This window comes from Ureibacillus yapensis (genome assembly GCF_003515775.1).
Lineage (GTDB): Bacteria > Bacillota > Bacilli > Bacillales_A > Planococcaceae > Ureibacillus > Ureibacillus yapensis.
Genome location: NZ_QWEI01000001.1, coordinates 463,351 through 487,966, shown reverse-complemented (window position 1 = coordinate 487,966; position 24,616 = coordinate 463,351). Strand labels below are relative to the sequence as shown.

At 40.7% G+C, this 24,616-nt stretch carries 24 protein-coding genes; 22 read left to right on the top strand and 2 right to left on the bottom strand.

The genetic code is table 11. The features are described from left to right. The first annotated feature begins 109 nt into the window (after positions 1–109). Genes D1B33_RS02325 through D1B33_RS02310 form a run of 4 tightly spaced genes read left to right on the top strand, consistent with a single transcriptional unit; the run spans position 110 to position 4,576 of the window. On the top strand, positions 110–1,000 hold the full coding sequence (locus tag D1B33_RS02325; protein ID WP_118874719.1) for a response regulator: 891 nt from the start codon (positions 110–112) through the stop codon (positions 998–1,000). Continuing rightward, a complete protein-coding gene (locus D1B33_RS02320; RefSeq protein ID WP_118874718.1) occupies positions 997–2,034 on the top strand; it encodes a HEAT repeat domain-containing protein in 1,038 nt (345 codons plus the stop codon). The genes D1B33_RS02325 and D1B33_RS02320 overlap by 4 nt, the downstream gene beginning before the upstream one ends. A gap of 5 nt (positions 2,035–2,039) precedes the next feature. After that, on the top strand, positions 2,040–3,464 hold the full coding sequence (locus tag D1B33_RS02315) for a glycosyltransferase family 2 protein (protein ID WP_118875195.1): 1,425 nt from the start codon (positions 2,040–2,042) through the stop codon (positions 3,462–3,464). Further along, on the top strand, positions 3,461–4,576 hold the full coding sequence (locus tag D1B33_RS02310; protein ID WP_118874717.1) for a hypothetical protein: 1,116 nt from the start codon (positions 3,461–3,463) through the stop codon (positions 4,574–4,576). The genes D1B33_RS02315 and D1B33_RS02310 overlap by 4 nt, the downstream gene beginning before the upstream one ends. A 136-nt stretch (positions 4,577–4,712) precedes the next feature. Here D1B33_RS02310 and D1B33_RS02305 read toward each other — a convergent pair whose 3' ends face one another. Beyond that, positions 4,713–6,395: an Rqc2 family fibronectin-binding protein gene (locus D1B33_RS02305; RefSeq protein WP_118874716.1), complete on the bottom strand. Its 1,683-nt coding sequence runs from the start codon at positions 6,393–6,395 to the stop codon at positions 4,713–4,715. A gap of 188 nt (positions 6,396–6,583) precedes the next feature. On the opposite strand from D1B33_RS02305, the gene D1B33_RS02300 reads away from it, so the two are divergent. The 16 genes from D1B33_RS02300 to D1B33_RS18380 all read left to right on the top strand — a co-directional run bounded on the left by D1B33_RS02300 (position 6,584) and on the right by D1B33_RS18380 (position 21,277). Then, positions 6,584–7,459, top strand: a complete 876-nt coding sequence (locus tag D1B33_RS02300; RefSeq protein WP_118874715.1) for a YicC/YloC family endoribonuclease — start codon at positions 6,584–6,586, stop codon at positions 7,457–7,459. A 135-nt stretch (positions 7,460–7,594) separates the two neighbouring features. Continuing rightward, a complete protein-coding gene (gene gmk, locus D1B33_RS02295; RefSeq protein WP_118874714.1) occupies positions 7,595–8,212 on the top strand; it encodes a guanylate kinase in 618 nt (205 codons plus the stop codon). Between the two features lie 7 nt (positions 8,213–8,219). Further along, positions 8,220–8,444, top strand: coding sequence for a DNA-directed RNA polymerase subunit omega (rpoZ, locus tag D1B33_RS02290; RefSeq protein WP_118874713.1), 225 nt, complete (start codon positions 8,220–8,222; stop codon positions 8,442–8,444). A gap of 264 nt (positions 8,445–8,708) precedes the next feature. Continuing rightward, positions 8,709–9,263, top strand: coding sequence for a bifunctional phosphopantothenoylcysteine decarboxylase/phosphopantothenate--cysteine ligase CoaBC (gene coaBC, locus D1B33_RS02285; RefSeq protein ID WP_118874712.1), 555 nt, complete (start codon positions 8,709–8,711; stop codon positions 9,261–9,263). Beyond that, positions 9,260–11,674 carry a primosomal protein N' gene (gene priA, locus D1B33_RS02280; RefSeq protein WP_118874711.1) on the top strand — a complete coding sequence of 805 codons (2,415 nt, stop codon included), beginning with the start codon at positions 9,260–9,262 and terminating at the stop codon, positions 11,672–11,674. Before coaBC ends, priA begins: the two co-directional genes overlap by 4 nt. 65 nt (positions 11,675–11,739) lie before the next feature. Next, the gene (gene def, locus D1B33_RS02275) at positions 11,740–12,231 is read left to right on the top strand and encodes a peptide deformylase (protein WP_118874710.1); all 492 of its coding nucleotides are present in this window, start codon (positions 11,740–11,742) and stop codon (positions 12,229–12,231) included. A 2-nt stretch (positions 12,232–12,233) separates the two neighbouring features. After that, positions 12,234–13,175 (top strand): methionyl-tRNA formyltransferase, encoded by a 942-nt coding sequence (fmt, locus tag D1B33_RS02270; RefSeq protein ID WP_118874709.1) that lies wholly within the window; start codon positions 12,234–12,236, stop codon positions 13,173–13,175. Then, the gene (gene rsmB / locus D1B33_RS02265; protein ID WP_118874708.1) at positions 13,172–14,527 is read left to right on the top strand and encodes a 16S rRNA (cytosine(967)-C(5))-methyltransferase RsmB; all 1,356 of its coding nucleotides are present in this window, start codon (positions 13,172–13,174) and stop codon (positions 14,525–14,527) included. The genes fmt and rsmB overlap by 4 nt, the downstream gene beginning before the upstream one ends. Before the next feature lie 213 nt (positions 14,528–14,740). Next, entirely contained in the window at positions 14,741–15,883 is a 1,143-nt protein-coding gene (gene rlmN / locus D1B33_RS02260; RefSeq protein ID WP_118874707.1) for a dual-specificity RNA methyltransferase RlmN, read from the top strand. A gap of 9 nt (positions 15,884–15,892) precedes the next feature. Continuing rightward, on the top strand, positions 15,893–16,639 hold the full coding sequence (locus D1B33_RS02255; protein WP_118874706.1) for a Stp1/IreP family PP2C-type Ser/Thr phosphatase: 747 nt from the start codon (positions 15,893–15,895) through the stop codon (positions 16,637–16,639). 2 nt (positions 16,640–16,641) lie between these two features. After that, complete coding sequence (gene pknB, locus D1B33_RS02250; protein ID WP_118874705.1) at positions 16,642–18,606, top strand: Stk1 family PASTA domain-containing Ser/Thr kinase; 1,965 nt, start codon at positions 16,642–16,644, stop codon at positions 18,604–18,606. Between the two features lie 19 nt (positions 18,607–18,625). Further along, a complete protein-coding gene (rsgA, locus tag D1B33_RS02245) occupies positions 18,626–19,507 on the top strand; it encodes a ribosome small subunit-dependent GTPase A (protein WP_118874704.1) in 882 nt (293 codons plus the stop codon). 2 nt (positions 19,508–19,509) lie between these two features. Continuing rightward, a complete protein-coding gene (gene rpe / locus D1B33_RS02240; protein WP_118874703.1) occupies positions 19,510–20,175 on the top strand; it encodes a ribulose-phosphate 3-epimerase in 666 nt (221 codons plus the stop codon). Continuing rightward, complete coding sequence (locus D1B33_RS02235) at positions 20,175–20,825, top strand: thiamine diphosphokinase (protein ID WP_118874702.1); 651 nt, start codon at positions 20,175–20,177, stop codon at positions 20,823–20,825. The genes rpe and D1B33_RS02235 overlap by 1 nt, the downstream gene beginning before the upstream one ends. Positions 20,826–20,841: 16 nt before the next feature. Continuing rightward, positions 20,842–20,943, top strand: coding sequence for a stage V sporulation protein SpoVM (gene spoVM, locus D1B33_RS02230; RefSeq protein WP_118874701.1), 102 nt, complete (start codon positions 20,842–20,844; stop codon positions 20,941–20,943). A 160-nt stretch (positions 20,944–21,103) separates the two neighbouring features. Further along, positions 21,104–21,277: a hypothetical protein gene (locus D1B33_RS18380; protein WP_158582903.1), complete on the top strand. Its 174-nt coding sequence runs from the start codon at positions 21,104–21,106 to the stop codon at positions 21,275–21,277. Between the two features lie 651 nt (positions 21,278–21,928). Here D1B33_RS18380 and rpmB read toward each other — a convergent pair. After that, positions 21,929–22,117, bottom strand: a complete 189-nt coding sequence (gene rpmB / locus D1B33_RS02225) for a 50S ribosomal protein L28 (protein WP_036202868.1) — start codon at positions 22,115–22,117, stop codon at positions 21,929–21,931. Positions 22,118–22,400: 283 nt separating this feature from the next. Here rpmB and D1B33_RS02220 point away from each other — a divergent pair, with 283 nt between their 5' ends. Then, positions 22,401–22,763 (top strand): Asp23/Gls24 family envelope stress response protein, encoded by a 363-nt coding sequence (locus D1B33_RS02220; protein ID WP_118874700.1) that lies wholly within the window; start codon positions 22,401–22,403, stop codon positions 22,761–22,763. A gap of 18 nt (positions 22,764–22,781) precedes the next feature. Next, on the top strand, positions 22,782–24,437 hold the full coding sequence (locus tag D1B33_RS02215; protein ID WP_118874699.1) for a DAK2 domain-containing protein: 1,656 nt from the start codon (positions 22,782–22,784) through the stop codon (positions 24,435–24,437). Positions 24,438–24,616: the final 179 nt, after the last annotated feature.

The following is a 24,616-nucleotide window of genomic DNA, read 5'->3' as shown; positions in this document are numbered from 1 at the left end:
TATTTGTTAATAAAGGAGATTATGAACTTTTATTTGTGGAAAACAAAAAATATAATAATTTCTAAATCTCTAAAATATAAATGTAAGGCGTAAAGGAGTGAAGAGAATAGTGAATGTTATTTATAAAGATAAACTATTAGGCGTGGAAGAAGTTAGGCCTTTTTTCCATTTATTAAAAGAAAATATTGCCCGCTCCAGGCTGTCAATGACTGTTGTATTTATAAAAGCTTTTTCCGCAACAGAGGAGAAACAAGAGATTAATGATGAAATACAAGAGCAAGTCCAGCAATTTTTAAGATCTAAAGTTCGGGATACCGACTTGTTATTCAAACTCGATCAACCGAATAAATGGGGAATTCTATTGATGCAGAGTGCAGAAAAAGATGCAACGGCTTTTTTGCATCGCATTTTTAATCTTGTAAAAGACAAAGAGATTCCTTTTTATTCGGCAAACCAATTTGCATTATGCGCGATGGCGGCCGAAATAAAAACGAATAAGGTTGATCTCCAACAACTGATAAATGATAGAGACGAAGTTTTTCAGGAAATTGTGGAACCATGGAAAGTGGAAATAGTAACAAAATACAGAAACCCCGAACCCCAAGATATAAAAGTAAGCATCATTGAAAATAATGATATTTTCAGGGGCGTCCTTAAAACAACGATTGAAAAAATACAAATCAAGCACTTTGTTTTGGAAATTGCTGAGTTTGCAGACGGTTATGAGTTTTTAGAGTCTGGTAGGCATTTATCCAGTCATACACACATCGTCATCATGAACGATATTCTCCCAAAGAAAAACGGAATCGAGGTACTTGATCAATTAAGAAGCCTACCCAATCAAAAGAAATTCATCATCTACATGATGACAAAGCGAAATTCACAAACCGATATTATCAGTGCCTACGAAAGTGGGGCGGATGAATATTTAAAAAAGCCTTTTGACTTACGGCTATTCAAGGCTCAACTACTTCGAACATTAGAGAGATTACAATCATGATTATATTAACGGTAGAAATTTTATTATGGGTCATCCTCGCGTTATTGGTTATATGTTTCGCTTTAATACTGTATTTAATTATCAGAAGAAAAGTCCAGGAGAGAAGAAAAAGAGCAGCAAAGGAGTATATTGAAAAAACAGAGGGCCTATGGGAAGCTTTTTTATTGGAAGGTGGAGATTTCAACGAAGAGCAGGTTCCTAAGAATAAAAGTGAAATAATGGCGGTTGAATACATTTTTTTATCTTATATCCAGAATATGTACAATGAGGAAGTCAGCAGAAAAATAGGGGAGTTTTCAAATAAATATTTACTTAATTACTATGAAAAAGAGTTGAAAGGAAAAAACTGGGGTAGGAGAATCAATGCCTTGTATAAATTGATCGATTTTCGGCTTGTCGAACTCGTTCCTTATATCGAAGGATTAAGCCATAAACAAAAAAGTAAAGAAGAGCAATTTTTACTACTAAAAATCTATTCAATTTTTAACAAAGATAAGTTTGATCAAATCATCCTTTCAAATAAATATTCTTTCTCTGAAATTGAATACAAACAAATATTTTCATTGCTTGATGAAAGCATTCTATTGCAATTGACCAACAGGTTGGACGAAATGCAGCTAAATGCCCAGTATGCATTAATTGATACAGTTGGTTATATAGGGAATATCGAATTTGTGCAAATACTGGAAAAGTTGTTGGACAGCAAGAATTCGGAAATTCGCATTCGTTCTTTAAAGGGAATCGAAAAAATGGGATTAGTAAAAAATCTGGAATTATTTTTGCCTTTCGTAACTTCCCCCGTGTGGGAGGAACGATTGATGGTAGCTAAAGTTTTCCTTCATGTTCCCCTAAAATTTACCCTTGAACATTTGATGATTTTATTAAAGGATTCTAATCGGCAGGTACGGCAACAAGCTGCCAGCACTTTTTCAAATTTTCCGGAGGCAGAATCTGTTCTGAATAACGATAGTTTGAGTCCGGTATTGGAAGATTCATTGAATGTTGTACAAGAAATGATAACAAGAAGGTTGTAAATATGATGACGAATATAGTACATGGTTTTATGTGGTTTTTTGGCGGGATCATATTTTTTTACTTGATCGTTGTGATGGCAATTTATGGTTCCATGCTGGTCTTTGCCTTATTGAAAATAAGAAAAGAATATACACTGGACAAAGCTCTTTTGGATGAAGCGCATATTGATGCCTTTTACTCCAAACCGGTTTCCATTATTGTCCCCGCATACAATGAAGAAGTTGGCGTGATCGATAGTGTCCGTTCATTATTGAGCCTCCGATATCCTGAATTTGAAATTATTATCGTAAATGATGGTTCCACTGATGGAACAAAGCAGATAGTTATCGATCAATTTAAAATGAAGCCTGTCGACAGGTTCACCAGTGATGAGATAAAAACTAAAAAAGTGCTTCAAGTATATCAATCCAAAATTCATCCCCAATGTATTTTAATAGACAAGGAAAATGGAGGAAAGGCGGATGCTTTAAATGTAGGCATTAACCATTCGAAGTATCCTTACTTTTGTTCGATAGATGGTGACTCCATTTTGGAAGAGACTTCTTTATTGCGTGTAATGAAACCGATTATCTTGTCTGATGGTGAGGTTATCGCTGTTGGCGGCAATGTGCGAATCGCAAATGGCATACAAATGCAGTTGGGGTCTGTTTTGGGAATGAATTTATCGAAAAATTATTTAGTATTAATGCAAGTAATCGAATATTTACGAGCTTTTTTAATGGGACGTATTGCTTTAAGCAAGTTTAATCTCGTATTAATCATATCGGGTGCTTTTAGTGTCTTTTCGAAAAAATGGGTCATTGATGCAGGTGGCTATGCAATAGGGACGATAGGGGAAGATATGGAGCTGATCGTCAAATTGCATCGACTTATTTATGATAGGAAGGCGAAAAAACGGATTGAATTTGTTCCGGATCCGGTTTGCTGGACGGAGGCTCCTCAAACAATGTCTATCCTTCGAAAACAAAGAAGGCGATGGCACCAAGGTCTGTTGGAAAGCTTGTGGAAACACAAAAAAATGACGTTAAATCCGCGCTATGGTGGAATCGGCTTTATTTCGTTTCCATATTTTTGGTTTGTTGAATGTTTGGGTCCTCTTATTGAACTGACAGGCTATGTCTATATCATAGCTGCTTATTTCATGGGCAGCGTTTATTACGAGATTGCCTTGCTATTATTATTGATGTTTGTAATTTATGGGGGGATCTTTTCAATATTTGCGGTTTTATTTGAAGCGTGGAGCATGAATCGATATCCGAAAATTTCTGATATCTTCCGTATGGTCTTGCTGTCTTTCACGGAAATGTTTTGGTATCGCCCAATTACGCTTTTCTGGCGCTGTGAAGGGATTTTCAATTTTCTAAGGAAGAAAAGCGAGTGGGGCAAAATGGAACGGGTAGGTCTGGCTAGTAAGGAGCAACAGAAATGAAACGGATTTATATCGCAATAATCGTACTTTTAGTTATCATCAGCTTGCCAATTTTGCTATGGTTTTTAGCTCCCCAGAAACAATTGAACGTTGCCATCATTGATAAGACAGTCCCAAATGATTTATATCGCGAGCATCAGGGGCTAGTCTGGGCGTTAAATCATTTAAAATATGAAAAATTAAACAATGAAGAATATGAACTTACGGATTACTTTGGTACAAAACCAAAAGACCATAAGGTTGAATCAATTTCCCTTCCACAGGATTATTCTGATTTTGATGTTATTTATCTGGCAGACAGTTATGGTGTTTATGAAGAAGATTTAAAGGCATCCTCTAAACGTTTCGGTGCACGTTCGGAAAAAATTATTGGTGGACTGGAACTTCGGGAATGGAATCAGATTGCCAGAAGGTTATTGTCCGAAGAAAAAAGCCTGTTTATTGCGGAGTTTAACTCCTTTGCTTCCCCTACACCGCCAGAAACAAAAAATGCCATGCTTGAATTTTTGGGACTTAACTGGGAGGGTTGGGTAGGCCGTTATTTTACTGAATTGGATTATGAAAAAAATAATGAGATTCCCAGCTGGATTGTAGAAAGGTTTCAGGAAAATTGGAATTATGAAGGAGGAGGCTTCATCCTGGTTAATGATTTTTCAAGTGAAGTGGTGGTGCTTGAATTGAATCACCATATTAGCGAGGCTGGAATACGTCTCGAGTATACTCAAGAAGGACAATCACTTTTTGGAAAATCACCTCGCACAAACTATGAATACTGGTTTGATATTATTACTTCCGATAGTGAAGACACCGTACTGGCTAACTATAAATGGAGCCTGACAGAAAAAGGAGAAAAACTGCTGACTGAAAAGAGCATCCCGCTGTCGTTCTCTGCTGTCGTTAAAAACGAACGAGGAAATGCTGACATGTACTATTTTGCAGGGGATTACAATGATGTTGGTCAGTTGCCAAAATTTTATCAGGCAAAAGGACTTGGAGCGTTTTATAAAGTTGGCCAAAAGTTTTCGGATGATGCCTTTTATTGGTCTACTTATCTGCCAATGATGAATTCAATCTTAAAGAATTATCATGCAAAGTTGCATTCAGCTAAATAAATACCCGGCGGCCATAACAGAACTTGTTATAGTCGCCGGTTTTCCTATTCCTGTTTTAAAGCTATTTAGAAAATTAGCGATTAATATTATAAATTGCAGAAAAAAACGCCCGAAAAACAGGGCGTTTTAAAAAATGCTATTGTTTTAATTTCAGTACAAGTTCTTCATTTGGTGTCACAAACAATGTCTTTTGTTCAAAATAAATAACAAAGCCGGGTTTAGCGCCGTTTGGCTTTTTCACATGGCGCACTTCTGTATAATCGACAGGAACGGAAGAAGATTCACGTGCTTTGCTGAAATAAGCGCTCAAGGTTGCTGCTTCCAATAACGTTGTTTCATCCGGCTCGCTTGAATGAATCACGACATGGGAACCCGGAATGTCTTTCGTATGCAGCCAGACCTCACTCTTTTTGGCAACTTTAAATGTTAGGTAATCATTTTGTTTATTGTTTTTTCCTACAGAAATCGGAATGCCGGTGGACGACTTAAATTGTTCCGGCGATGGTTTGGTTGCTTTTTTCTTCTTTTTGCCTGCGCGCATTCTAAGATAACCTTGCTCTGCCAGTTCCTCTCGAATTTCCTCGATATCAGCAGGGGAGGCCTGGTTCACCTGGGCAGATAGCATTTCGAAATAGTTGATTTCATTTTCCGTTTTTTCAATTTGCTCATTTACCATCACAAGTGCATTTTTTGCTTTATTGTATTTTGTATAATAGCTTTGTGCATTCTCGACAGGTGTTTTTCGCTCGCTGATCGGAATCGTGATTTGTTCTTCGTTTTCGCTGTAATAATTTGAAACCGTAACTTCCTTCATTCCTTTTTCGAAAAGATATAAGTTGGCCATTAATAACTCGCCAAAAAGCTGGTAACGATCAAGCTTCGATGCTTGATCCAAATCTTTATGAAGTTTTTTTAACTTAAGCTTCAATTTATTGATTTCATTGGAAAGCCAGCGCTCGAGATCTCCTGCTTGCTGTTTTACTCGGTCGCGTTCCGCTCTTGCATAAAATACGCGGTCAAGTAAAGCGCTTAAAGTATTGTAAGTTGTTTCTGCTCCTTTTAAATGCTCAAGTTTGGTCGGCGAAAAGTAAATTTTTCGGTTTTCCTCCATATAAGTTGGATATTGCCCATTAATTATTTCGTTCATGAACGAGCGGAAAACTTCAACCTTCCCTCCATGCTGCATGCGATAGTTAAGCTCATTGGCATGCATTGGGGAAAAGCCCTTTAAATAGTCAACGATTTCTTTAGCCGACTTTTCTTCGGCAAAAAATTGCCCAATTTCCTCATCCGAGAGAGCCATGGGATTTTTTTTATCTTGTTCGGGTGGCGCAACATAAGGCTGGCCAGGCAAAACAGTACGATAACTGTTCATGGATGGCGGTAGATGTTTTAAGCTATCAAGAATCTTATTGGTTGTTTTATCGATTAAAACAATATTGCTGTGCCGGCCCATAATCTCGATCGTCAAAGTTCGAAAAACTTGGTCGCCGATTTCATTTTTGCTTTCGATCTCGAATTTGATGATGCGTTCGAATGGGTCGGTTTTAATAGAATGAATAAAGCCGCCTTCAATATGCTTACGGAGCAACATGCAAAACATTGGCGGTTCACTTGGATTATCTATGGAATGCTGAGTGATATGTACACGTGCATATGATGGGTGTATGGAACTTAATAGTTTATAATTTTCGCCGTTAGCACGAATTTGCAAAACAATTTCCAATGCGTTTGGCTGGTGAATTTTCGCAATTCGACCGGACTCCAGTTTTTTTAATTCATTTGCCATTGCAAATGTAAATAATCCATCAAAAGCCATGGTTACTTTCCTCATTTCTTGAATCTATTATCAACGGCTCATTTGCCATTTGGCGATTAAATAGAAAAATCTATTTCACATTATACTATAATATGGCCATAGTTCACTCAACTTTTGTTTTTTTGAGGTAAATAATCAGGAGGCTGTGTTATAATTGGAATAGTTTGCAAAGAAAGGTGTGACCAACCTTGGTGCGTAGTATGACTGGTTTTGGCAGGGGTGTCACAACTACGGATAATGTTCAACTAACTGTTGAAGTCCGGTCCGTGAATCATCGGTTTTTGGAGATTTATACAAAGTTCCCGAAAGAATGGCTGGAAGCTGAAATCGCAACGAAAAAGCTGTTGTCGCAATACGTAAGCCGCGGGAAATTGGATGTTGTCGTCAACTTAAAATCACTTGGCAACGAAGCGCATGTTGTGAAAATCAATTGGCCGCTAATAGAAGCGTATAAACTGGCTAAGGAACAGCTTCATGAAATGGTGCCATTGGATGAAAAGTGGTCAATGCAGGAAATTCTTTCCCTTGAAAATGCGGTAACTTATGAAAAAGAAGAATTTTCACTGCAAGAATTGATGGAAGCCGTGGAAAAATCCGTGAAAGAAGCAGCCGAAAAGTTGATTGCCATGCGTGAGCTTGAAGGGCAACAGTTAAAACAGGCTTTAATTGGATATAATGAACAGTTGAAAGAGCTAGTCGGGCGAATTCGAGCCTTATCCGGAGAAGCGGTCAATAAATATCGCGATAAACTGGTGGAACGCATAAAAGAAATCTCGAATCTTGAAAATCTGGAAGACCGATTGCTTGCCGAAGTTGCAATTTTTGCCGAAAAAATGGATATTGCAGAGGAACTTGATCGTTTGGATAGCCATTTTAAGCAATTGGAAAGTACAATTGAGGAATCTCAATCGATTGGACGCAAGCTGGACTTTCTCATGCAGGAAATACACAGGGAGATTAACACGATCGGCTCAAAAAACCAAAATGCCGATATTTCGAATTATGTTGTGCAAGCAAAAGCGATTTTGGAAAAAATGCGCGAGCAAGTTCAAAATATTGAATAATTATAATGGCGTCCATTGCATCAAATAAGGGGACAGCGCGACCTGCTTATTGAAGTTTCGCTTTATGCTGTTATAATAATTAAAATAATTGTTGAATAATGTATAATGTAGGTAGTAAGGGAGAAGAAGAGAACAATGAGAAAAGAAAGAGGTTTATTAATTGTTCTGTCTGGCCCATCAGGTGTCGGTAAAGGAACAGTACGGAAAGAACTATTTTCAAAACCCGGCACAAATTATGAATATTCGATTTCCATGACAACTCGCCTTCCACGCGAAGGTGAAGTGGATGGAGTGGATTATTTCTTTAAATCGCGCAGCGAGTTTGAAACCCTTATCGAGGAAGGTGGATTATTGGAGCACGCGGAATTTGTCGGCAATTATTATGGTACTCCGCTTGCTTATGTGAATGAGACGCTGGATGCCGGGAGAGACGTATTCCTGGAAATCGAAGTTCAGGGAGCATCGCAAATTCGCCAAAAAGCTCCGGATGCACTTTTTATCTTCTTGGCACCGCCAAGTATTACAGAATTGCAAAATCGATTGATTGGACGCGGGACAGAAACGGAAGAAATTATCAAAAAGCGAATCGATACGGCACGCGAAGAGCTTGAAATGATGAGTTTGTACGATTATGTAGTAGAAAATGATGAAATACAAAATGCATGCGATAAAATAAATGCCATCATCATTGCGGAGCATTGCCGCCGTGAACGAGTGGAAAAAACATATTTGTCGATGTTGAGAGGAGAATAAATTCAGTATGTTATACCCATCTATTGACGCTTTAAAAGAAAAAATTGATTCAAAATATTCGCTTGTGAGCCTGGCTTCAAAACGAGCACGCCAAATGCAGGAACAGGACGATGAAAAGCTTTCCAAATATGTTTCTTATAAACCAGTAGGAAAAGCATTGGAAGAAGTAGCAGCCGGTGTATTGAAAAAAGAAAAACAAGACGAAGCAACAGTTTACGAAGACGAAGTGTAATTAAGTGTTATCTAGCGCAAGCCACCCAGCCCCTCGAGGTCGCGGTCTGCCCTCAGTCGAAAGCTGAAAAGATGCTTTCGATTCGGGCCCTCCAGCGCTTGAGTCTCACACGATGTGAGTCATGTCGGCGTTGCCACAGGATGTGGCGCTTTCGCCGACGCGGGGCTAAGCAGGGCGCTTGCGCTTTTATTATTGATATGTTTTAACTAGTAGCTCCCGAAGAAGGTTTCTTTGGGAGCTTATCATTTGAAGGGAGAGTCCGTGATGCAAAAAAATATTTTGCTTTGTGTGTCAGGCGGGATTGCGGTTTATAAAGCAGTTGCACTCGTGAGTAAATTAACGCAAGCGAATTTCAATGTGAAGGTGATGATGACAGAATCGGCACAGAAATTTGTCACGCCTTTAAGTTTCCAAGTGATGTCCAAAAACGATGTATATATTGATACATTCGATGAAAAAGACTCTAGCAGCATCGCCCATATTGATTTAGCGGATTGGGCAGATTTGATTGTTGTGGCGCCGGCTACAGCCAATGTGATTGGCAAACTTGCAAATGGCATTGCGAATGACATGGTCACGACCACTTTACTTGCCGCGACTTGCCCAGTTTGGCTGGCTCCTGCCATGAATGTACATATGTATGATCACCCGGCCGTGAAGAGAAATATCGCTCAATTGGCTGAAGATGGCTGTGCTTTTATTGAACCGTCAGAAGGATTTTTGGCTTGTGGATATGTTGGAAAGGGACGTCTGGAAGAACCGGAAAAAATTACGCAACTGGTGGTCGACTTTTTTATCAAAGAAGCTGGAACTGAATGATAACAGTCGCCGAAGTGATTGTTGATGTTGCTGCCTATCCTGTTGATCGCCCTTTCGATTATTTGGTAGCGCCGGAAATGGCTGCAATCATCGAAGTCGGCAGTCGTGTAAAAGTACCCTTTGGACCACGCAATGTGCTTGGATTTGTAGTGGCAATAAAAGACAACACCGATATATCAATGAACAAGATTAAACCAGTTGCACAATTGCTTGATATAGAACCCGTTTTAACGCATGAAATGCTTGAACTTGCCAAATGGCTTAAGCAGGAAACCATTTGTTATGAAATCGATGCTTTGCAAGCCATGCTTCCTTCCGCTTTAAGGGCAAAATATGAAAAAATCGCCACATTGCAGACTGAAATTGAATTCTTGCCCCCAGCACTGCAGGAGGTCTTTCGAACTTCCCACAAAATCAATGTAAAAGTGTTTGAAAAAAACAATTTGCTTAATGAACTGAAGCAAGCATTAAACGATAAGCACATTTCAATTGAAAATATTGTTAAACAAAAAGGGAAAGTTAAGGAAATAAGAAAAGTTGAAATCCTGGATGATTCCATTAAGCTGTCGGAAATAGTTGATGGCATTTCAAATAGGGCTAAAAAACAAAAGCAGCTCGTGTTATGGATGCAAAATCACCAGGGTGAAATTATGGACCCCAATGTTATTTACAAAGAGGCCGGCGTTTCCCCGCAAGTATTGCAGGCGGTCGTGGAGTTGGGTGCGGCTTCCTTCATTCAGCAGGAAGTATACCGGGATCCTTTTACGAAAGAAGTGAAAAGGACAAACTTTTTAAACTTAACTGATGAACAAGACATTGCGCTAAATAAAATCACTGCGGCCATAAACGAAAAGCGGCCCGAAACCTTTTTGCTGCATGGAGTCACTGGGAGCGGGAAAACAGAAATCTATTTGCAAACCATTGCAAAGGTGTTGGCGGAGGGGAAAGAAGCGATTGTATTGGTTCCCGAAATTTCTTTGACGCCCCAAATAACCGAACGATTTCGGTCGCGATTCGGCGAACTTGTTGCAGTTATGCACAGTGGATTATCTGTTGGCGAAAAATATGACGAGTGGCGAAAAGTACATGAAGGGAAAGTAAAAGTAGTTGTCGGTGCACGTTCCGCCATTTTTGCTCCCTTTGAGAATGTAGGGGTCATTATCTTGGATGAAGAACATGAATCAACGTATAAGCAAGAAGATTCACCAAGGTACCATGCCCGCGATGTTGCCATTTGGCGAAGCCAATATCACCATTGTCCCGTTATTTTAGGGAGTGCAACACCTTCTTTAGAATCATTTGCAAGGGCGAAGAAAAATGTTTATACATTAATTTCGTTAAAAGAACGGGCATTAAAGCAATCATTGCCTACCGTTGAAATTGTCGACATGCGCGAAGAACTGAAAAAAGGAAATCGCTCCATGTTTTCGATGGATTTGGCGGAATCCATTCAGACCCGATTGGATCGCCAGGAACAAATCGTTTTGTTCTTGAATCGAAGAGGGTATTCTTCCTTTGTATTATGCCGCGATTGCGGGACGGTGCTGCAATGCGAGAATTGCGATATTTCATTAACTTACCACCGAAGCAATGAAAAATGTAAATGCCATTATTGCGGCTATGAAATTCATGTACCGAAAACTTGCCCGCAATGCCAAAGCGACCATATTCGTTTTTTCGGCACTGGGACTCAAAAAGTGGAAGAAGAAATCGCAAAATTATTTCCGCAGGCCCGCGTTTTGCGAATGGATGTGGACACAACAAAAACAAAAGGCTCCCACGAACAAATTCTGGAAGCCTTTGGAGAAGGGCAAGCTGATATTTTGCTTGGCACGCAAATGATCGCGAAAGGTCTCGATTACCCGAACATTACCCTTGTAGGCGTTTTGAGTGCCGATACCTCCCTGCATTTGCCGGACTTCCGGGCAGCGGAAAAAACATTTCAGCTGCTAACTCAAGTAAGTGGACGAGCAGGGCGGCACAACAAACCGGGTGAGGTTTTTATCCAAACGTATACACCCGAACATTATGCAATCGAACTGTCAAAAGCCCAAAATTATGAACCTTTTTATGAACGGGAAATGCATATGCGTCATCAGGCAGGGTATCCTCCGTACTATTATCTTGCCTTGATTCAAGTGTCGCATGAAGATGTGTTGATGGCAGCGGATTATGCCGGAAAAGCAGTCGACTGGCTTCGCTCCCAATTATCAAGCAATATCTCTATCATTGGACCTACTGCTTCGGGCATCAGCCGCCTCCAAAATAGATATCGTTACCAATGTTTGATAAAATACAAAATAGAGCCGGAGTTAATTCCAACGTTAATGCAATTAATCAAAATTTACCGATCGGATTGGATTAAAAAAGGAATACTCTTAACCGTCGACTTAGATCCTACGATGATTTGATGAACTAAACTATTTTGTAACGTAATTATATAGCTTAAAGAAGTGTAGAAAGAGGTAAACTTATAATGGCCATAAAAGAAGTTGTAAAGCACCCAGCGAAGGTGTTGACGGAAAAATGCGAAGAAGTAACAGTAATTAATGAAGAAATAATTGCACTTCTTGATGATTTATATGACACGATGGTGGAGTATGATGGGGTTGGGATTGCGGCACCTCAAATTAATGTTCCATTACGTGTAGCCATTGTCGAAATCGGCGAAGACCGAGACATTTTAGAAATGATTAATCCAACTGTACTGGAAACTTCCGGTGCAGAAGTTGATATAGAGGGATGCTTGAGCTTTCCGAACCTTTTCGGAGAAGTGGAGCGCCCAACTTATGTAAAAATCGAAGCTTGTGACCGGGAAGGCCGCGTTTATGAGCTGGAAGCGGGAGGATTTGATGCCCGCGCCATTCTTCATGAAATCGATCATCTTGACGGCGTGCTATTCAATTCGAAATTAATCCGCGTATTGACGGAAGAAGAATTGGCCGAGATGTATGGTGAGGAGGAATAACGATGACTTCAGTGGTATTTATGGGAACACCGGACTTCTCGGTTCCAGTTTTACGAATGATCTATGAAGAAGGATACGAGGTTTTGGCAGTAGTGACGCAACCGGATCGCCCGGTTGGCCGCAAAAAAGTGTTAACGCCTCCTCCTGTTAAAGCAGAAGCCCTTCAACTTGGACTTCCTGTTATTCAACCGGAAAAATTGCGAGGTTCTGAAGAGCTTCAGGAAATCTTAGCTCTGAACCCTGATATTGTTATTACTGCTGCTTTTGGCCAAATTCTTCCGAAAGAATTATTGGATGCGCCTCGTCTTGGCTGCATTAATGTACATGCATCCTTGCTGCCTAAATATCGAGGCGGTGCACCAATCCATCAAGCAATTATCGATGGGGAAGAAAAAACCGGTGTCACGATTATGTATATGGCCGAAAAATTGGATGCCGGCGATATTATTACGCAGCGAGCAATACCAATTGAAGAGGAAGATAATACAGGAACCATGTTCGAGAAATTAAGTATTGTCGGCAAAGAACTCTTAAAGGACACATTACCGTTAATTGTCGAGGGCAAAAACGAGAGAATTCAACAAGACGAGTCCCAAGTGACTTTTGCCCATAATATTTCAAGAGAACAAGAGCGGATTGTATGGTCGAACAGTGCAAAACAGGTATATAACCAAATTCGCGGACTGACGCCATGGCCAACCGCTTATACAAGCTATCAAGGGGAAAACATGAAAATATGGTCGGTAAAAGTGGGACAAACTACAACAGATCGGACACCAGGTCAAGTAGTTCAATTGAACAAAGATAGTTTTGAAGTCGCAACAGGCGATGGCCAAACGATTGCTGTGCTTGAATTGCAGCCGGCCGGCAAAAAACGAATGACAGCACAAGACTATTTGCGCGGAACAGGCATGAAACTTGCGATAGGGGACCAATTCGAATGACAAAAAAGAAACAGCAAATTTGGGATGGGAATGTTCGCGATGCAGCATTAACAATCCTATTAGCCGTGGATAAGCAACAAGCCTACAGCAATCTGCTTTTAAACCAAACCATCAAAAAATATAAATTGGAAGCAAATGACCGAGGACTGCTGACTGAATTAACCTATGGTACACTGCAGCATAAATACACACTCGATTATTATCTGGAGCCTTTTATCAGAGGGAAAATGGACCTTTGGGTAAAATGGCTTCTTCGCCTTTCATTGTACCAGATCGAGTATTTGGATCGGGTACCGGACCATGCTGCGGTCAATGAAGCGGTTGAAATTGCGAAGCGCAGAGGGCATAAAGGGATTGCATCTCTTGTAAATGGTATTTTGCGGTCCATTTTGCGCCAGGGCGTTCGTTCAACAGAGGAAATTTCGGATCCTGTTAAACGTTTGGCAATCGAAACGAGCCACCCTGATTGGTTGGTAGAACGATTGATTGACTCGTATGGCATGGAATCAACAACAAAAATGCTCCATGAAAATAATGTCGCGCCCATTGCCAGCGTTCGAGTGAATACAACCAAGGCAACAGTGCAGGAAGTGCTGCAAATGCTCGAACAAGAAGGAGTACAGGCGGAACAAAGTAAAGTAATGCCTGAATGCTTGCACTTAATCAGTGGGCAAGCGGCACGAACGAAAGCATTTAAAGAAGGCTTCCTCACGATTCAAGACGAAAGCTCCATGATGCCTGCCAATGTGTTAAATCCTCAGCCTGGCTGGCGTGTTTTGGATATGTGTGCTGCACCTGGCGGTAAGACAACACATATGGCAGAAAAAATGAAGAATGAAGGATCGATTTTAGCGACGGATCTACATCCACATAAACTTGACCTGATTGACGAAAATAGTGCACGCCTTGGATTGGGGATTATACAAACAGCTCCGGTCGACGGACGCAAAGCGGCACACCTTTTGCAACAAGAGTCATTTGACGCCGTACTGGTTGATGCGCCGTGCTCGGGATTCGGTGTAATGCGACGAAAACCGGATATTAAATATACAAAACGTGAAGAGGATTTATCGAATCTTCATGACATTCAGCTGGAGCTATTAAATAATGCAGTAAAAGTTCTAAAAAAAGGTGGACGTCTTGTCTATAGTACATGTACTGTAAATAAAGAAGAAAATGAAGAAACGGTCAAAGCCTTCCTAACGTCCCACCCGGAAATGGAGCCGGCTGACCTTGAAAATCTCCCAAAAGAACTTTTGGAACGAAGCCAGCATGGGATGCTGCAAGTATTTCCGCAAGATTTCGGCAGCGACGGATTTTTTGTCGCCGCCTTTCGAAAAAAGACAGAATAGGATAAAAGCGGAGGCGCCCTGCTTAGCCCCGCGTCGGTGAAAACGCCACGTCCTGTGGCGACGCCGACATGACTCACTTCGTGTGAGCCTCAAGCGCTGGAAGTCCCGAATCGAAAGCATCTTTTCAGCTTTCGACCGAGGGCAGACCGCGACCTCGAGGGGCTGGGCGCTGGAGCTGGAAATTAGAGATACAAAAGGAGAATCCAAATACTAATGGATCAAAATAATATTAATGAACGTATACAGGACTTAGTAGAAGAGACTGAACAAAAGCCCGTGCGTCGAGAGAAAAAAGAAAAACCGCAATTAAGAGAATCCATCTACTCTTTACGATTGGATGAATTGCAGCAATGGTTGACAGAGCATGGCGAAAAAGCCTTCCGTGCGGGCCAGATTTACGAATGGTTATATGAAAAACGCGTGAAGTCATTTGATGATATGTCGAATCTTTCCAAATCGCTTCGCGAAAATTTAAAAGAACACTTTGCCTTAACGACACTTTCAACGCTCATCAAACAAGAATCAAAAGACGGAACCATCAAGTTTTTATTCCAACTGCAAGATGGCTATAGCATCGAAACGGTTTTAATGCGCCATGAATACGGAAATTCGATTTGTGTGACAACTCAAGTCGGCTGCCGAATTGGCTGTACTTTCTGTGCATCAACACTTGGAGGGTTAAAGCGCCACTTAATGGCAGGGGAAATCGTGGAACAAGTCGTAAAAGTACAGCAAGAACTGGATGAAGTCGGCGAACGTGTATCGCATATCGTCATCATGGGAATTGGGGAACCGTTTGATAACTATGATAACATGATGAACTTCCTCAAAGTGGTAAACCATGATAAAGGCCTGAATATTGGAGCGCGCCACATTACGGTTTCCACTTCAGGTATCGTGCCTAAGATTTACAAATTTGCGGATGAAGAACTGCAAATCAATTTTGCCGTTTCTTTGCATGCACCAAACCAGGAAGCGCGTCAAAAATTAATGCCGATTGCACGTGCTTATAAACTCGATGAATTATTGGAAGCAGTGCGTTATTATACGAAGAAAACAGGGCGTCGTGTGAGCTTTGAGTATGGCTTGATGGCGGGAGAAAATGATTCGGTGGAAGTGGCGGAGGAATTGGCTGATTTAATCAAAGGCATTAAATGCCATGTCAACTTGATTCCGATTAACTATGTACCGGAACGTGATTATATCCGTACAAGCCGCAGCAGTATTTTTGCTTTTGAAAAAGCATTGAAAAAGCGCGGAGTGAACGTAACGATTCGTCGTGAACAAGGGGCGGATATTGCAGCGGCATGCGGACAATTACGTGCACAAGAACGCCAAGATGAAATTAGTAGGTAGGTGACTACTATGAAATATACAGTGGAAAGTGATGTTGGTCGTAAACGAACGGTGAATGAAGATCGGGTTGCCTTTTTTGAGCATCCCGATCGATTTAAGCTTGCTCTGTTGGCAGACGGTATGGGCGGACATAATGCCGGAGATGTAGCAAGTGAAATGACGATTGAAGAAACGAAAAATTTTTTCCTCAACATAGATGCCGCACAACTCGATTCGATTGAAGCCAAAAAACAATGGATGCTTAAAACCATTCAATCCGTGAATGGAAAAATCTATGAGCATTCTTTATCACATGAAAGCTGTAAAGGGATGGGCACAACGTTAATCCTTGTCTTAATTGATGGAGACGAATGTTTAATCGGGCATATTGGAGATAGCCGGGTTTATCATTTTACTCATGACAACGTTGGTTTGATTACAAGAGATCATTCCTATGTTAATTTTCTCGTGGAATATGGCGAGATTAGTGAAGAGGAAGCAGCCAACCATCCTCAAAAAAATTATATTGTAAAATCTCTCGGAACTGAAAGCTCGATTGAACCGGATTTTTATGAACTGCAATTGGAACCAACTTCGTACGTTTTAATCTGCTCGGATGGCTTAAGCAATAAACTATCTACAGATGAAATGTCGGAAATTTTACATCAGCCTTTATCGCTGAATGAAAAAGGCAAAAAACTGATCCAGCTGGCAAATGATTCTGGCGGGGAAGATAATATTTCCGTAATTTTATTATCCAACAATGAGGAGGTGTAAAGATGCTTGTAGGTAAAAGAATTAGTGACCGGTACAAAATTTTGGAGTTTATAGGCGGCGGCGGAATGTCCAACGTGTATTTGGCCCATGATATGATTTTGAATCGTGATGTAGCCATCAAAATTTTGCGTTATGATGCTGATAATGAAGAAGAATTCCATCGCCGTTTCCATAGGGAAGCAATTTCTGCCTCAAGCCTTGCACATCCGAATATTGTAAGTATTTATGATGTTGGTGAAGACCAGGATCTGCATTATATAGTCATGGAATATATCAAGGGCAAAACATTAAAACAATACATACATGAGTTTTCGCCTTTGTCGCCTGCCCGAAGTGTACAAATCATGAAACAACTAACGTCGGCAATTGCACATGCCCACGACAATCAAATCATTCACCGGGATATTAAGCCTCAAAATGTTCTGGTTGATGAGGAAGGAACTGTCAAAGTAACGGATTTTGGCATTGCCACTTCACTGAGTGCAACAAGTTATACAAAAACGAATTCCGTTATTGGGACTGTGCATTATTTGTCGCCAGAGCAGGCACGGGGTGGAACTGCTACAAACCAATCCGATATTTATGCACTGGGAATTGTATTATACGAATTATTAACCGGAGAACTGCCCTTTTCCGGGGAATCCGCTGTCGCAATCGCATTGAAGCACTTGCAAACGGAAACGCCATCTGTTCGGGCGTTTGATGCATCCATTCCACAGAGCTTGGAAAATATCATATTAAAGGCGACTGCCAAAAATCCCCTTCATCGTTATTTATCCGTGGAGGAAATGGAGGAAGACCTTCAAACCGTTTTATCTCCCAATCGAATGAACGAGAAGAAATTTGTACCGCCTATCGATGACGATGAAACAAAAGCAATTCCGATTATAAAAGAACGCATCCCTATCGAGCAAATTGCAAATACAAAGATTTTATCGCAGGAAACAGGTAAAATCGAAAAAGGCCAACTGCCGAATAAGCCTCACAATGAAGAAAAAGCATCCAAAAAGGAGAAAAACCGTTGGAAAATTTGGGCAATTATTATTGCCTCCATCTTAATCGTAATATTAGCCGGAATTTTGGCGTTTAACTTATTAAGCCCCAAAAAGGCACAAATACCCGAGGTGGCAAACTTGAAAATCGAGGAAGCGATTGAACAGCTGGAAGGAGCCGGGTTTGTTGTTGATGAACAAAGAGAAAAGCATTCTGCGGATGTAGAAAAGGGGCTTGTTCTGGAAACAAATCCAAGAGCCGGATTAACGCGTGTAGAAGGAACCGAAGTTGATTTAATCATCAGTCTTGGAAAAGAAACCGCCGAAATGGATGATTATACCGGCAAACCGGTCGATCAAATATCACCTATTCTGGAAAACGGAGATTTTAAAGGCCTCGATATAAACTATGCCTATTCTGAACAGGCTGAAGGAACAATTATTGAGCAAGAGCCGGCTGCGGGGGAAGAAGTGGTTCCAGCTGAAACAACCGTTACCCTTACTGTCAGCCAAGGTAGAGGTTATGGGACCGTGGCAAACCTATCCGGCTATAACAGAGCTTCTTTGAATGGCTACGAACAAAGTTCAGGGTTCCAGCTGGATATTAAAGAAGATTATTCGGATGATGTACCTGCTGGCGAAGTCATTTCACAAAATCCGCAAGCGAATGAAAGTCTTGCGTGGGGTGGAACCATTGAAGTTGTCGTTTCTTTGGGGCCTAAAGAGAAAAAATCCAAAGTCTATGTCAAAACAGTTGAGATTCCGTATGAACCTAATGAACCAGGCGAAGAACAAAAAGTTCGTATCTTCATACAAGATAAAAATCATACCATGGTTGAACCTGCTGAATCGTTTGAAATCACGGAAACAACGCCATACAAGATTGTACTCGAAATAGAAGAAGGCCAAACTGCAGCATATCGGGTTGAAGTGGATGGCATGACTTTTAGGGAAGATAAGATTCCATATGAATGAGAATTTGAGGAGTGAAAAAATGGCTGAAGGCCAAATCCGTAAAGCATTAAGTGGATATTATTATGTTTACCAGAATGGAGAATTGGTGCAATGCCGTGGACGCGGAGTATTTCGCAATCGAGGAGAATCGCCGCTCGTAGGGGATTTTGTTGATTTTACAAAAGAAGGCAACTCGGATGGAACAATCACTAAAATCCATCCGAGAACAAATGAACTGGTTCGGCCGCCGATTGCCAATATTGATCAAGCCTTACTGGTGTTTTCTGTCAAAGAACCTGATTTTAATACCATTTTATTGGATCGTTTTTTAGTTGTGCTGGAATCTTTTAACGTCGAACCTATCATTTGTTTAACCAAAGTGGATTTATTGACAGACGATGAACAGGAAAAGCTTTCAGGCTATATCGATGACTATCGGGCAATTGGCTATGAAATCATTGAGACTTTTAAAGAAGATTCAACTCTATTGCATCGATTGGAACCTGTTTTACAGGGAAAAACATCTGTATTAGCCGGTCAGTCGGGCGTTGGAAAGTCCACATTGCTGAATACTTTAATTCCGGAGTTGAATCTCGAAACAGGTATCATCTCGCAGAGTTTGGGCCGTGGAAAGCACACGACGCGCCATGTGGAGTTAATTGAAGTGTGCGGCGGTTTACTCGCGGATACACCGGGATTCAGTTCCTTTGATTTTGATACAATTGAAAAGGAAGAATTAACTTCATGTTTCCCTGAATTTCAACGCCTCAGCGAGGGCTGCAAATTTAGAGGATGCCTGCATATCAAAGAACCGAAATGTGCAGTAAAGGATGGGTTGGAGACCGGGGAAGTACGTCCCTATCGTTACGAGCACTATCAACAGTTTTTACAAGAAATTATTGATCGAAAGCCGAGGTATTAGTGATGATTAAAATTGCACCATCGATTTTATCAGCAGATTTTGCAAAGCTTGGACAGGAAGTAAAAGAAGTGGAAGCGGCGGGAGCTGAGTTGATCCACATCGATGTAATGGATGGCCATTTTGTTCCCAATATTACGATGGGGCCAATCGTTGTCGAGGCGTTGCGTCCTGTAACAAATTTACCGCTGGATGTCCATTTGATGATCGAAAATCCGGATGCCTACATTGAGCAATTTGCAAAAGCAGGAGCCGACTATATTTCTGTGCACGTTGAAGCATGCAGACATTTGCACCGTACGATTCAGTTGATTCGCTCTTTGGGTGTAAAAGCTGGTGTGGTATTAAACCCACACACTCCAATTGAAATGATTCAACATATATTGGATGATGTTGATTTTGTATTGTTTATGACTGTAAATCCAGGATTCGGCGGTCAAAAATTCATTTCTTCCGTTGTTCCCAAAATTGAAGCACTATCCAAAATCATCCGTGAGCGTGGGTTAACGATTGAAATTGAGGTAGATGGCGGCATTACGGCCGAAACGATTGGTGCATGCGCAAAAGCCGGGGCTACAATGTTTGTGGCAGGTTCCGCAATCTATAACCAAGAAGACCGGAAAAAAGCATTGCAAGAAATTAAAGCGGCTGGAGAGGCTGTGCTTCAATAATGAAAACCGTTGTAATTTGCTCGGGCGGACCAGAAGAAGACCTTTGTTCTTTCGAAAATTTTCGGCTAGACCAAACGCTTTTTATCGGGGCGGATCGAGGGGCGCTGTATTTGGTTGAACAAGGGATTGTGCCTGCTTTCATTGTGGGGGATTTTGATTCGCTGACTCAGGATGAGTGGGAGCACGTATCGAGGATTGCACTTGATTACCGAAAAGTCGGGGAAGAAAAGGATGAAACCGATACAGATCTGGCTCTTTTAAAAGCACTGTCCTACCAGCCGGAAGAAGTCTATTTAACCGGCGTAACGGGGGGACGGTTGGATCACTATGAAGCCGCTCTTCGTTCGATGTACCGATTTCAAAAGAAATTCCCGCAAACAAAAATAAAAATAATGAACGCTCTCAATGAAATTAGCATACTCTTTCCTGGAGAACATACTATATTACGAGATGAAAAGTTTCGATATATTTCATTTTTTGCTTATGACAATGAAGTAGAAAATGTAACATTGCGTGGTGTAAAATACGAAACGACGAATGACTGCATAGAAGTAGGCACATCTCGCTTTACGAGTAATGAACTGATTTCCAGCCTGGGGTATATCTCCTTTTCATCAGGCATATGTTTAATGATAAGAAGCAGTGACTAAAAAGGAGGGCCAGCACTTGAGAGTTTATACATTTCAATTGCCGAAATTTGTTAGTAATATTACACGTGGTTGCATCAATTTGTTTACAGGCGGCGGAAAGAAGAAGAAAAAGGAATAATTTTAACTTCATTTATTTTTTCAAGAAAAACGCCTCTAAACTAATTGAAATGCATCCAATGATCCGGCCAGCAAGAAAAAGAACTGTCCTCTTAAGGTTATGAGGCAGTTCTTTTTGTTTGCGATTCATTAGGATGAACATGGATGGATTATGTTGGAGGATGGGTAAAGGGATAGCAGAAGTAGAGCGAACAATGCCAATTTGGAGTGAGCTAGCTGTAAGAGTAGAAGCATGTAGCGGGTTAAACGGCCGATTTAAGGCGGTGGTGGAAGCGTCGTCTAATGTTGAGTTTGGTGCTGGTTTGACGGAAAATACTCGATTAGGAAGCATCTAAAGCAGTGTTTGGAGCTAACATGTTGGGGAATACTCGATTAGAAGGTGTCTAAAGAAGTGTTTGGAGCTAGCTTGATGGGAAATGCTCAATTAGAAAGCATCTAAAGCGGTGTTTGGAGCAAAAATGGTGAAAAATACTTGATTAGGCAACGTCTAAAGAAGTATGTGAAGCTAACTTATTCGAAAACACTTGATTAGAAATCGACCAAAGTTAAAGTTTTATGGAAAATAGGCAATTAAACGCTTCTAAACGCCGGTTTGAAGGTGGCTGAAGACGAAACGGTAGATTAGAGCGGGTCTAAACGCCCGTTTGGAGATGCTTAATGAGAAAACAGTCGAATTGAGTGCATTTAAACGCCCGTTTGACGTTACTCTATAAAAAAACGGTCGAATACAGCAAGAATCAGCATGCCTGTCTACACGTTTTCTGACCATGAAGCAACCAACCCCAATCTACCGCGCCTGACATTTCCATATGCACTTCAGACGCTTAATGATGTGTATCCTAAGCTGACCCTAGCTCCAAGAAGCTTTTCATATTTCTGCCAAAACCATACCCACACCCAAATCCAAAAGCGCTCCACTTCCCAAAATTAAAAAACATCAATTTTTACAATCGTAAAAATTGATGTTTTAAAAGTTAAGACGATGATTAAACGCGTTCAACTTTACCAGATTTTAATGCACGAGCAGAAACCCATACACGTTTTGGTTTACCGTTCACTAAAATACGAACTTTTTGAAGGTTTGCGCCCCAAGTACGTTTGTTAGCGTTCATTGCGTGTGAACGGTTATTGCCTGAACGAGTTTTACGACCAGTTACTACACATTGTTTAGGCATGTATATTCCCTCCTTACAGATGAATCTGAAAGATTGTTTTTCAGTTCTTTATTTCACATACTTTAATAATTTAACATAGACAGGAACCTGATGCAATAGTTTTCATTTAACCTTTCAAGAAAAAATCCTTTACACCATAAAAAATGTGCCGAAAAAGGGTATACTAGATAAATAAAAAAATGAAAATATTTCTCAAATATGGACGTATTCCATGGTTTTCTTTTATAATAAATTTTTGTGTAGTACAATAGAGTTAGTGAAAACGAATCAAGGAGGCAAAGTCATGTCCATTGAGATAAATAATGATCTGGGCCATATTGATATTTCAAATGATGTAATCGCACAAATTGCCGGCGGCGCTGCAATTGAATGCTACGGTATTGTGGGAATGGCATCAAAACATCATATTCGCGATGGTTTAACGGATATTTTAAGAAAAGAGAACTTTGCAAAGGGCATACTTATTCGTCAAGAAGGCCAAGACCTTCATATTGACATGTATATTATCGTCAGCTATGGCACGAAAATATCCGAAGTGGCTTATCAAGTGCAATCAAAAGTAAAATACACAGTAAATAAAACATTAGGAATGAGCGTTAAATCAGTTAACATATTTGTTCAAGGCGTTCGTGTTATGAATGTGTAAGAGGAGGATTTAAATCGGATGAAGTCACTAGACGGAATCAAATTTGCAGAAATGGTGCAAATGGGTGCCCATAATTTATCTCAAAATGCAAATTTTGTTGACTCTCTAAATGTTTTCCCGGTTCCAGATGGAGATACAGGTACCAATATGAACTTGTCCATGACATCAGGTGCAAAAGAAACGGAAAGCAATGTTGGAAAACATATTGGAAAAACAGCTCAAAGCTTATCGAAAGGATTGTTGATGGGTGCACGCGGCAACTCGGGTGTCATCTTGTCGCAATTATTCCGTGGTTTTGGAAAAGCCATTGAAAAAGAAGAAGAAATCAATGCAATGCAATTTGCAAATGCATTTCAGGCGGGTGTCGATACAGCTTACAAAGCGGTTATGAAGCCTGTTGAAGGAACGATTTTGACGGTTGCCCGTGAAGCTGCAGCAAAAGCTGTAGAAGTTGCGCAATCCCAGGACAATATAATTACGGTTATGGAAGCATTGGTAAATGAAGCGAAAAGCTCGCTTAACCGTACGCCCGACCTCTTGCCGGTATTAAAAGAAGTAGGCGTGGTCGATAGTGGAGGCCAAGGATTATTATTCGTATATGAAGGATTCCTTGCGTCATTAAAAGGGGAAGCGCTTCCTCAGAAAAACGATGCTTCATTGGATGATTTGATCAATGCCGAGCATCATCGTGCACAGGACTTTATGAACTCAGAAGATATTGAGTTTGGCTATTGTACTGAAATCATGGTTCGTCTGGAACAAGAGAAAGAACCATTTGACGAAGCGAAATTCCGTGAAGAACTAAATGTGATGGGTGATTCCTTACTGGTGGTTTCGGATGATGAAATTGCAAAAGTACATATTCATTCGGAAACGCCTGGTGCAGTACTTTCTGCAGGCCAGAAATACGGCAGCTTGATTAAAATTAAAGTTGACAATATGCGTGAACAGCATTCGGCAATCGTCAATGAATCAACGGAACCAGTCGTGCAAGCGACTTCCAATAAAAAAGAAAAACATCCGTACGCCGTGATTACAATCGCTATGGGTGAAGGAATTTCCGGGCTGTTGCGCAGCATTGGCGCTTCCTATGTGATTGAAGGCGGGCAGACGATGAACCCTTCAACGGAAGACATTGTAAAAGCTGTGAAAGAAGTAAATGCCGAGCGCGTTTTAATCTTGCCGAATAACAAAAATATCGTAATGGCAGCAGAACAAGCCGTTGAATTATTGGACATTGAGGCTGCAGTGGTACCAACGAAAACGATTCCACAAGGGATGGCTGCTATTTTGGCATTTAACCCGGAAGCGTCTGTTCAGGAAAATAAAGAAGGTATGACAGATGCATTCTCGCATGTGAAAACAGGGCAGGTAACGTATGCAGTGCGAGATACGTCCATTGACGGTGTGGAAATTCATAAAGATGATTTCATGGGATTGGCAGAAGGGAAAATTATTCTTTCCACTCCAAATTTGTTGGAAGCAGCTCAAAAAGTCGTTTCCCAACTCGTGGATGAAGATTCCGAAATTATTACCGTTCTCTACGGTGAAGATGCAACTGAAGACCAAGCGAATGAATTGGCAAGCTTCATTGAAGAGAATTATCCGGATGCAGAAGTTGAAATAGTAGAAGGTAAACAAGCCTTATATCCGTTTATTTTATCAATCGAATAGCTCAAGGTTTTCCAATAAAAAAGCCGACCCTCAAGTTGTTGAAAAAACATCTGGGGGTCGGCTTTTGAATTTCAGGGAATAAGTTGAAACGATAGGATCTAAAAAAACTTAAGTTTTGGAAACTATATACTTTGTAAGTCTAGGAATCTTCGTGATAAACTATCATTATAATGATAATT

Bases quoted from the DNA above. Each gene is read 5' to 3' on its own strand.
- D1B33_RS02320 (WP_118874718.1), top strand. From the start codon at position 997: ATGATTATATTAACGGTAGAAATTTTATTATGGGTCATCCTCGCGTTA.
- D1B33_RS02315 (WP_118875195.1), top strand. From the start codon at position 2,040: ATGACGAATATAGTACATGGTTTTATGTGGTTTTTTGGCGGGATCATA.
- D1B33_RS02310 (WP_118874717.1), top strand. From the start codon at position 3,461: ATGAAACGGATTTATATCGCAATAATCGTACTTTTAGTTATCATCAGC.
- D1B33_RS02305 (WP_118874716.1), bottom strand. From the start codon at position 6,395: ATGGCTTTTGATGGATTATTTACATTTGCAATGGCAAATGAATTAAAA.
- gmk (WP_118874714.1), top strand. From the start codon at position 7,595: ATGAGAAAAGAAAGAGGTTTATTAATTGTTCTGTCTGGCCCATCAGGT.
- rpoZ (WP_118874713.1), top strand. From the start codon at position 8,220: ATGTTATACCCATCTATTGACGCTTTAAAAGAAAAAATTGATTCAAAA.
- coaBC (WP_118874712.1), top strand. From the start codon at position 8,709: ATGCAAAAAAATATTTTGCTTTGTGTGTCAGGCGGGATTGCGGTTTAT.
- priA (WP_118874711.1), top strand. From the start codon at position 9,260: ATGATAACAGTCGCCGAAGTGATTGTTGATGTTGCTGCCTATCCTGTT.
- def (WP_118874710.1), top strand. From the start codon at position 11,740: ATGGCCATAAAAGAAGTTGTAAAGCACCCAGCGAAGGTGTTGACGGAA.
- fmt (WP_118874709.1), top strand. From the start codon at position 12,234: ATGACTTCAGTGGTATTTATGGGAACACCGGACTTCTCGGTTCCAGTT.
- rsmB (WP_118874708.1), top strand. From the start codon at position 13,172: ATGACAAAAAAGAAACAGCAAATTTGGGATGGGAATGTTCGCGATGCA.
- rlmN (WP_118874707.1), top strand. From the start codon at position 14,741: ATGGATCAAAATAATATTAATGAACGTATACAGGACTTAGTAGAAGAG.
- D1B33_RS02255 (WP_118874706.1), top strand. From the start codon at position 15,893: ATGAAATATACAGTGGAAAGTGATGTTGGTCGTAAACGAACGGTGAAT.
- pknB (WP_118874705.1), top strand. From the start codon at position 16,642: ATGCTTGTAGGTAAAAGAATTAGTGACCGGTACAAAATTTTGGAGTTT.
- rsgA (WP_118874704.1), top strand. From the start codon at position 18,626: ATGGCTGAAGGCCAAATCCGTAAAGCATTAAGTGGATATTATTATGTT.
- rpe (WP_118874703.1), top strand. From the start codon at position 19,510: ATGATTAAAATTGCACCATCGATTTTATCAGCAGATTTTGCAAAGCTT.
- D1B33_RS02235 (WP_118874702.1), top strand. From the start codon at position 20,175: ATGAAAACCGTTGTAATTTGCTCGGGCGGACCAGAAGAAGACCTTTGT.
- D1B33_RS18380 (WP_158582903.1), top strand. From the start codon at position 21,104: ATGGGTAAAGGGATAGCAGAAGTAGAGCGAACAATGCCAATTTGGAGT.
- rpmB (WP_036202868.1), bottom strand. From the start codon at position 22,117: ATGCCTAAACAATGTGTAGTAACTGGTCGTAAAACTCGTTCAGGCAAT.
- D1B33_RS02220 (WP_118874700.1), top strand. From the start codon at position 22,401: ATGTCCATTGAGATAAATAATGATCTGGGCCATATTGATATTTCAAAT.
- D1B33_RS02215 (WP_118874699.1), top strand. From the start codon at position 22,782: ATGAAGTCACTAGACGGAATCAAATTTGCAGAAATGGTGCAAATGGGT.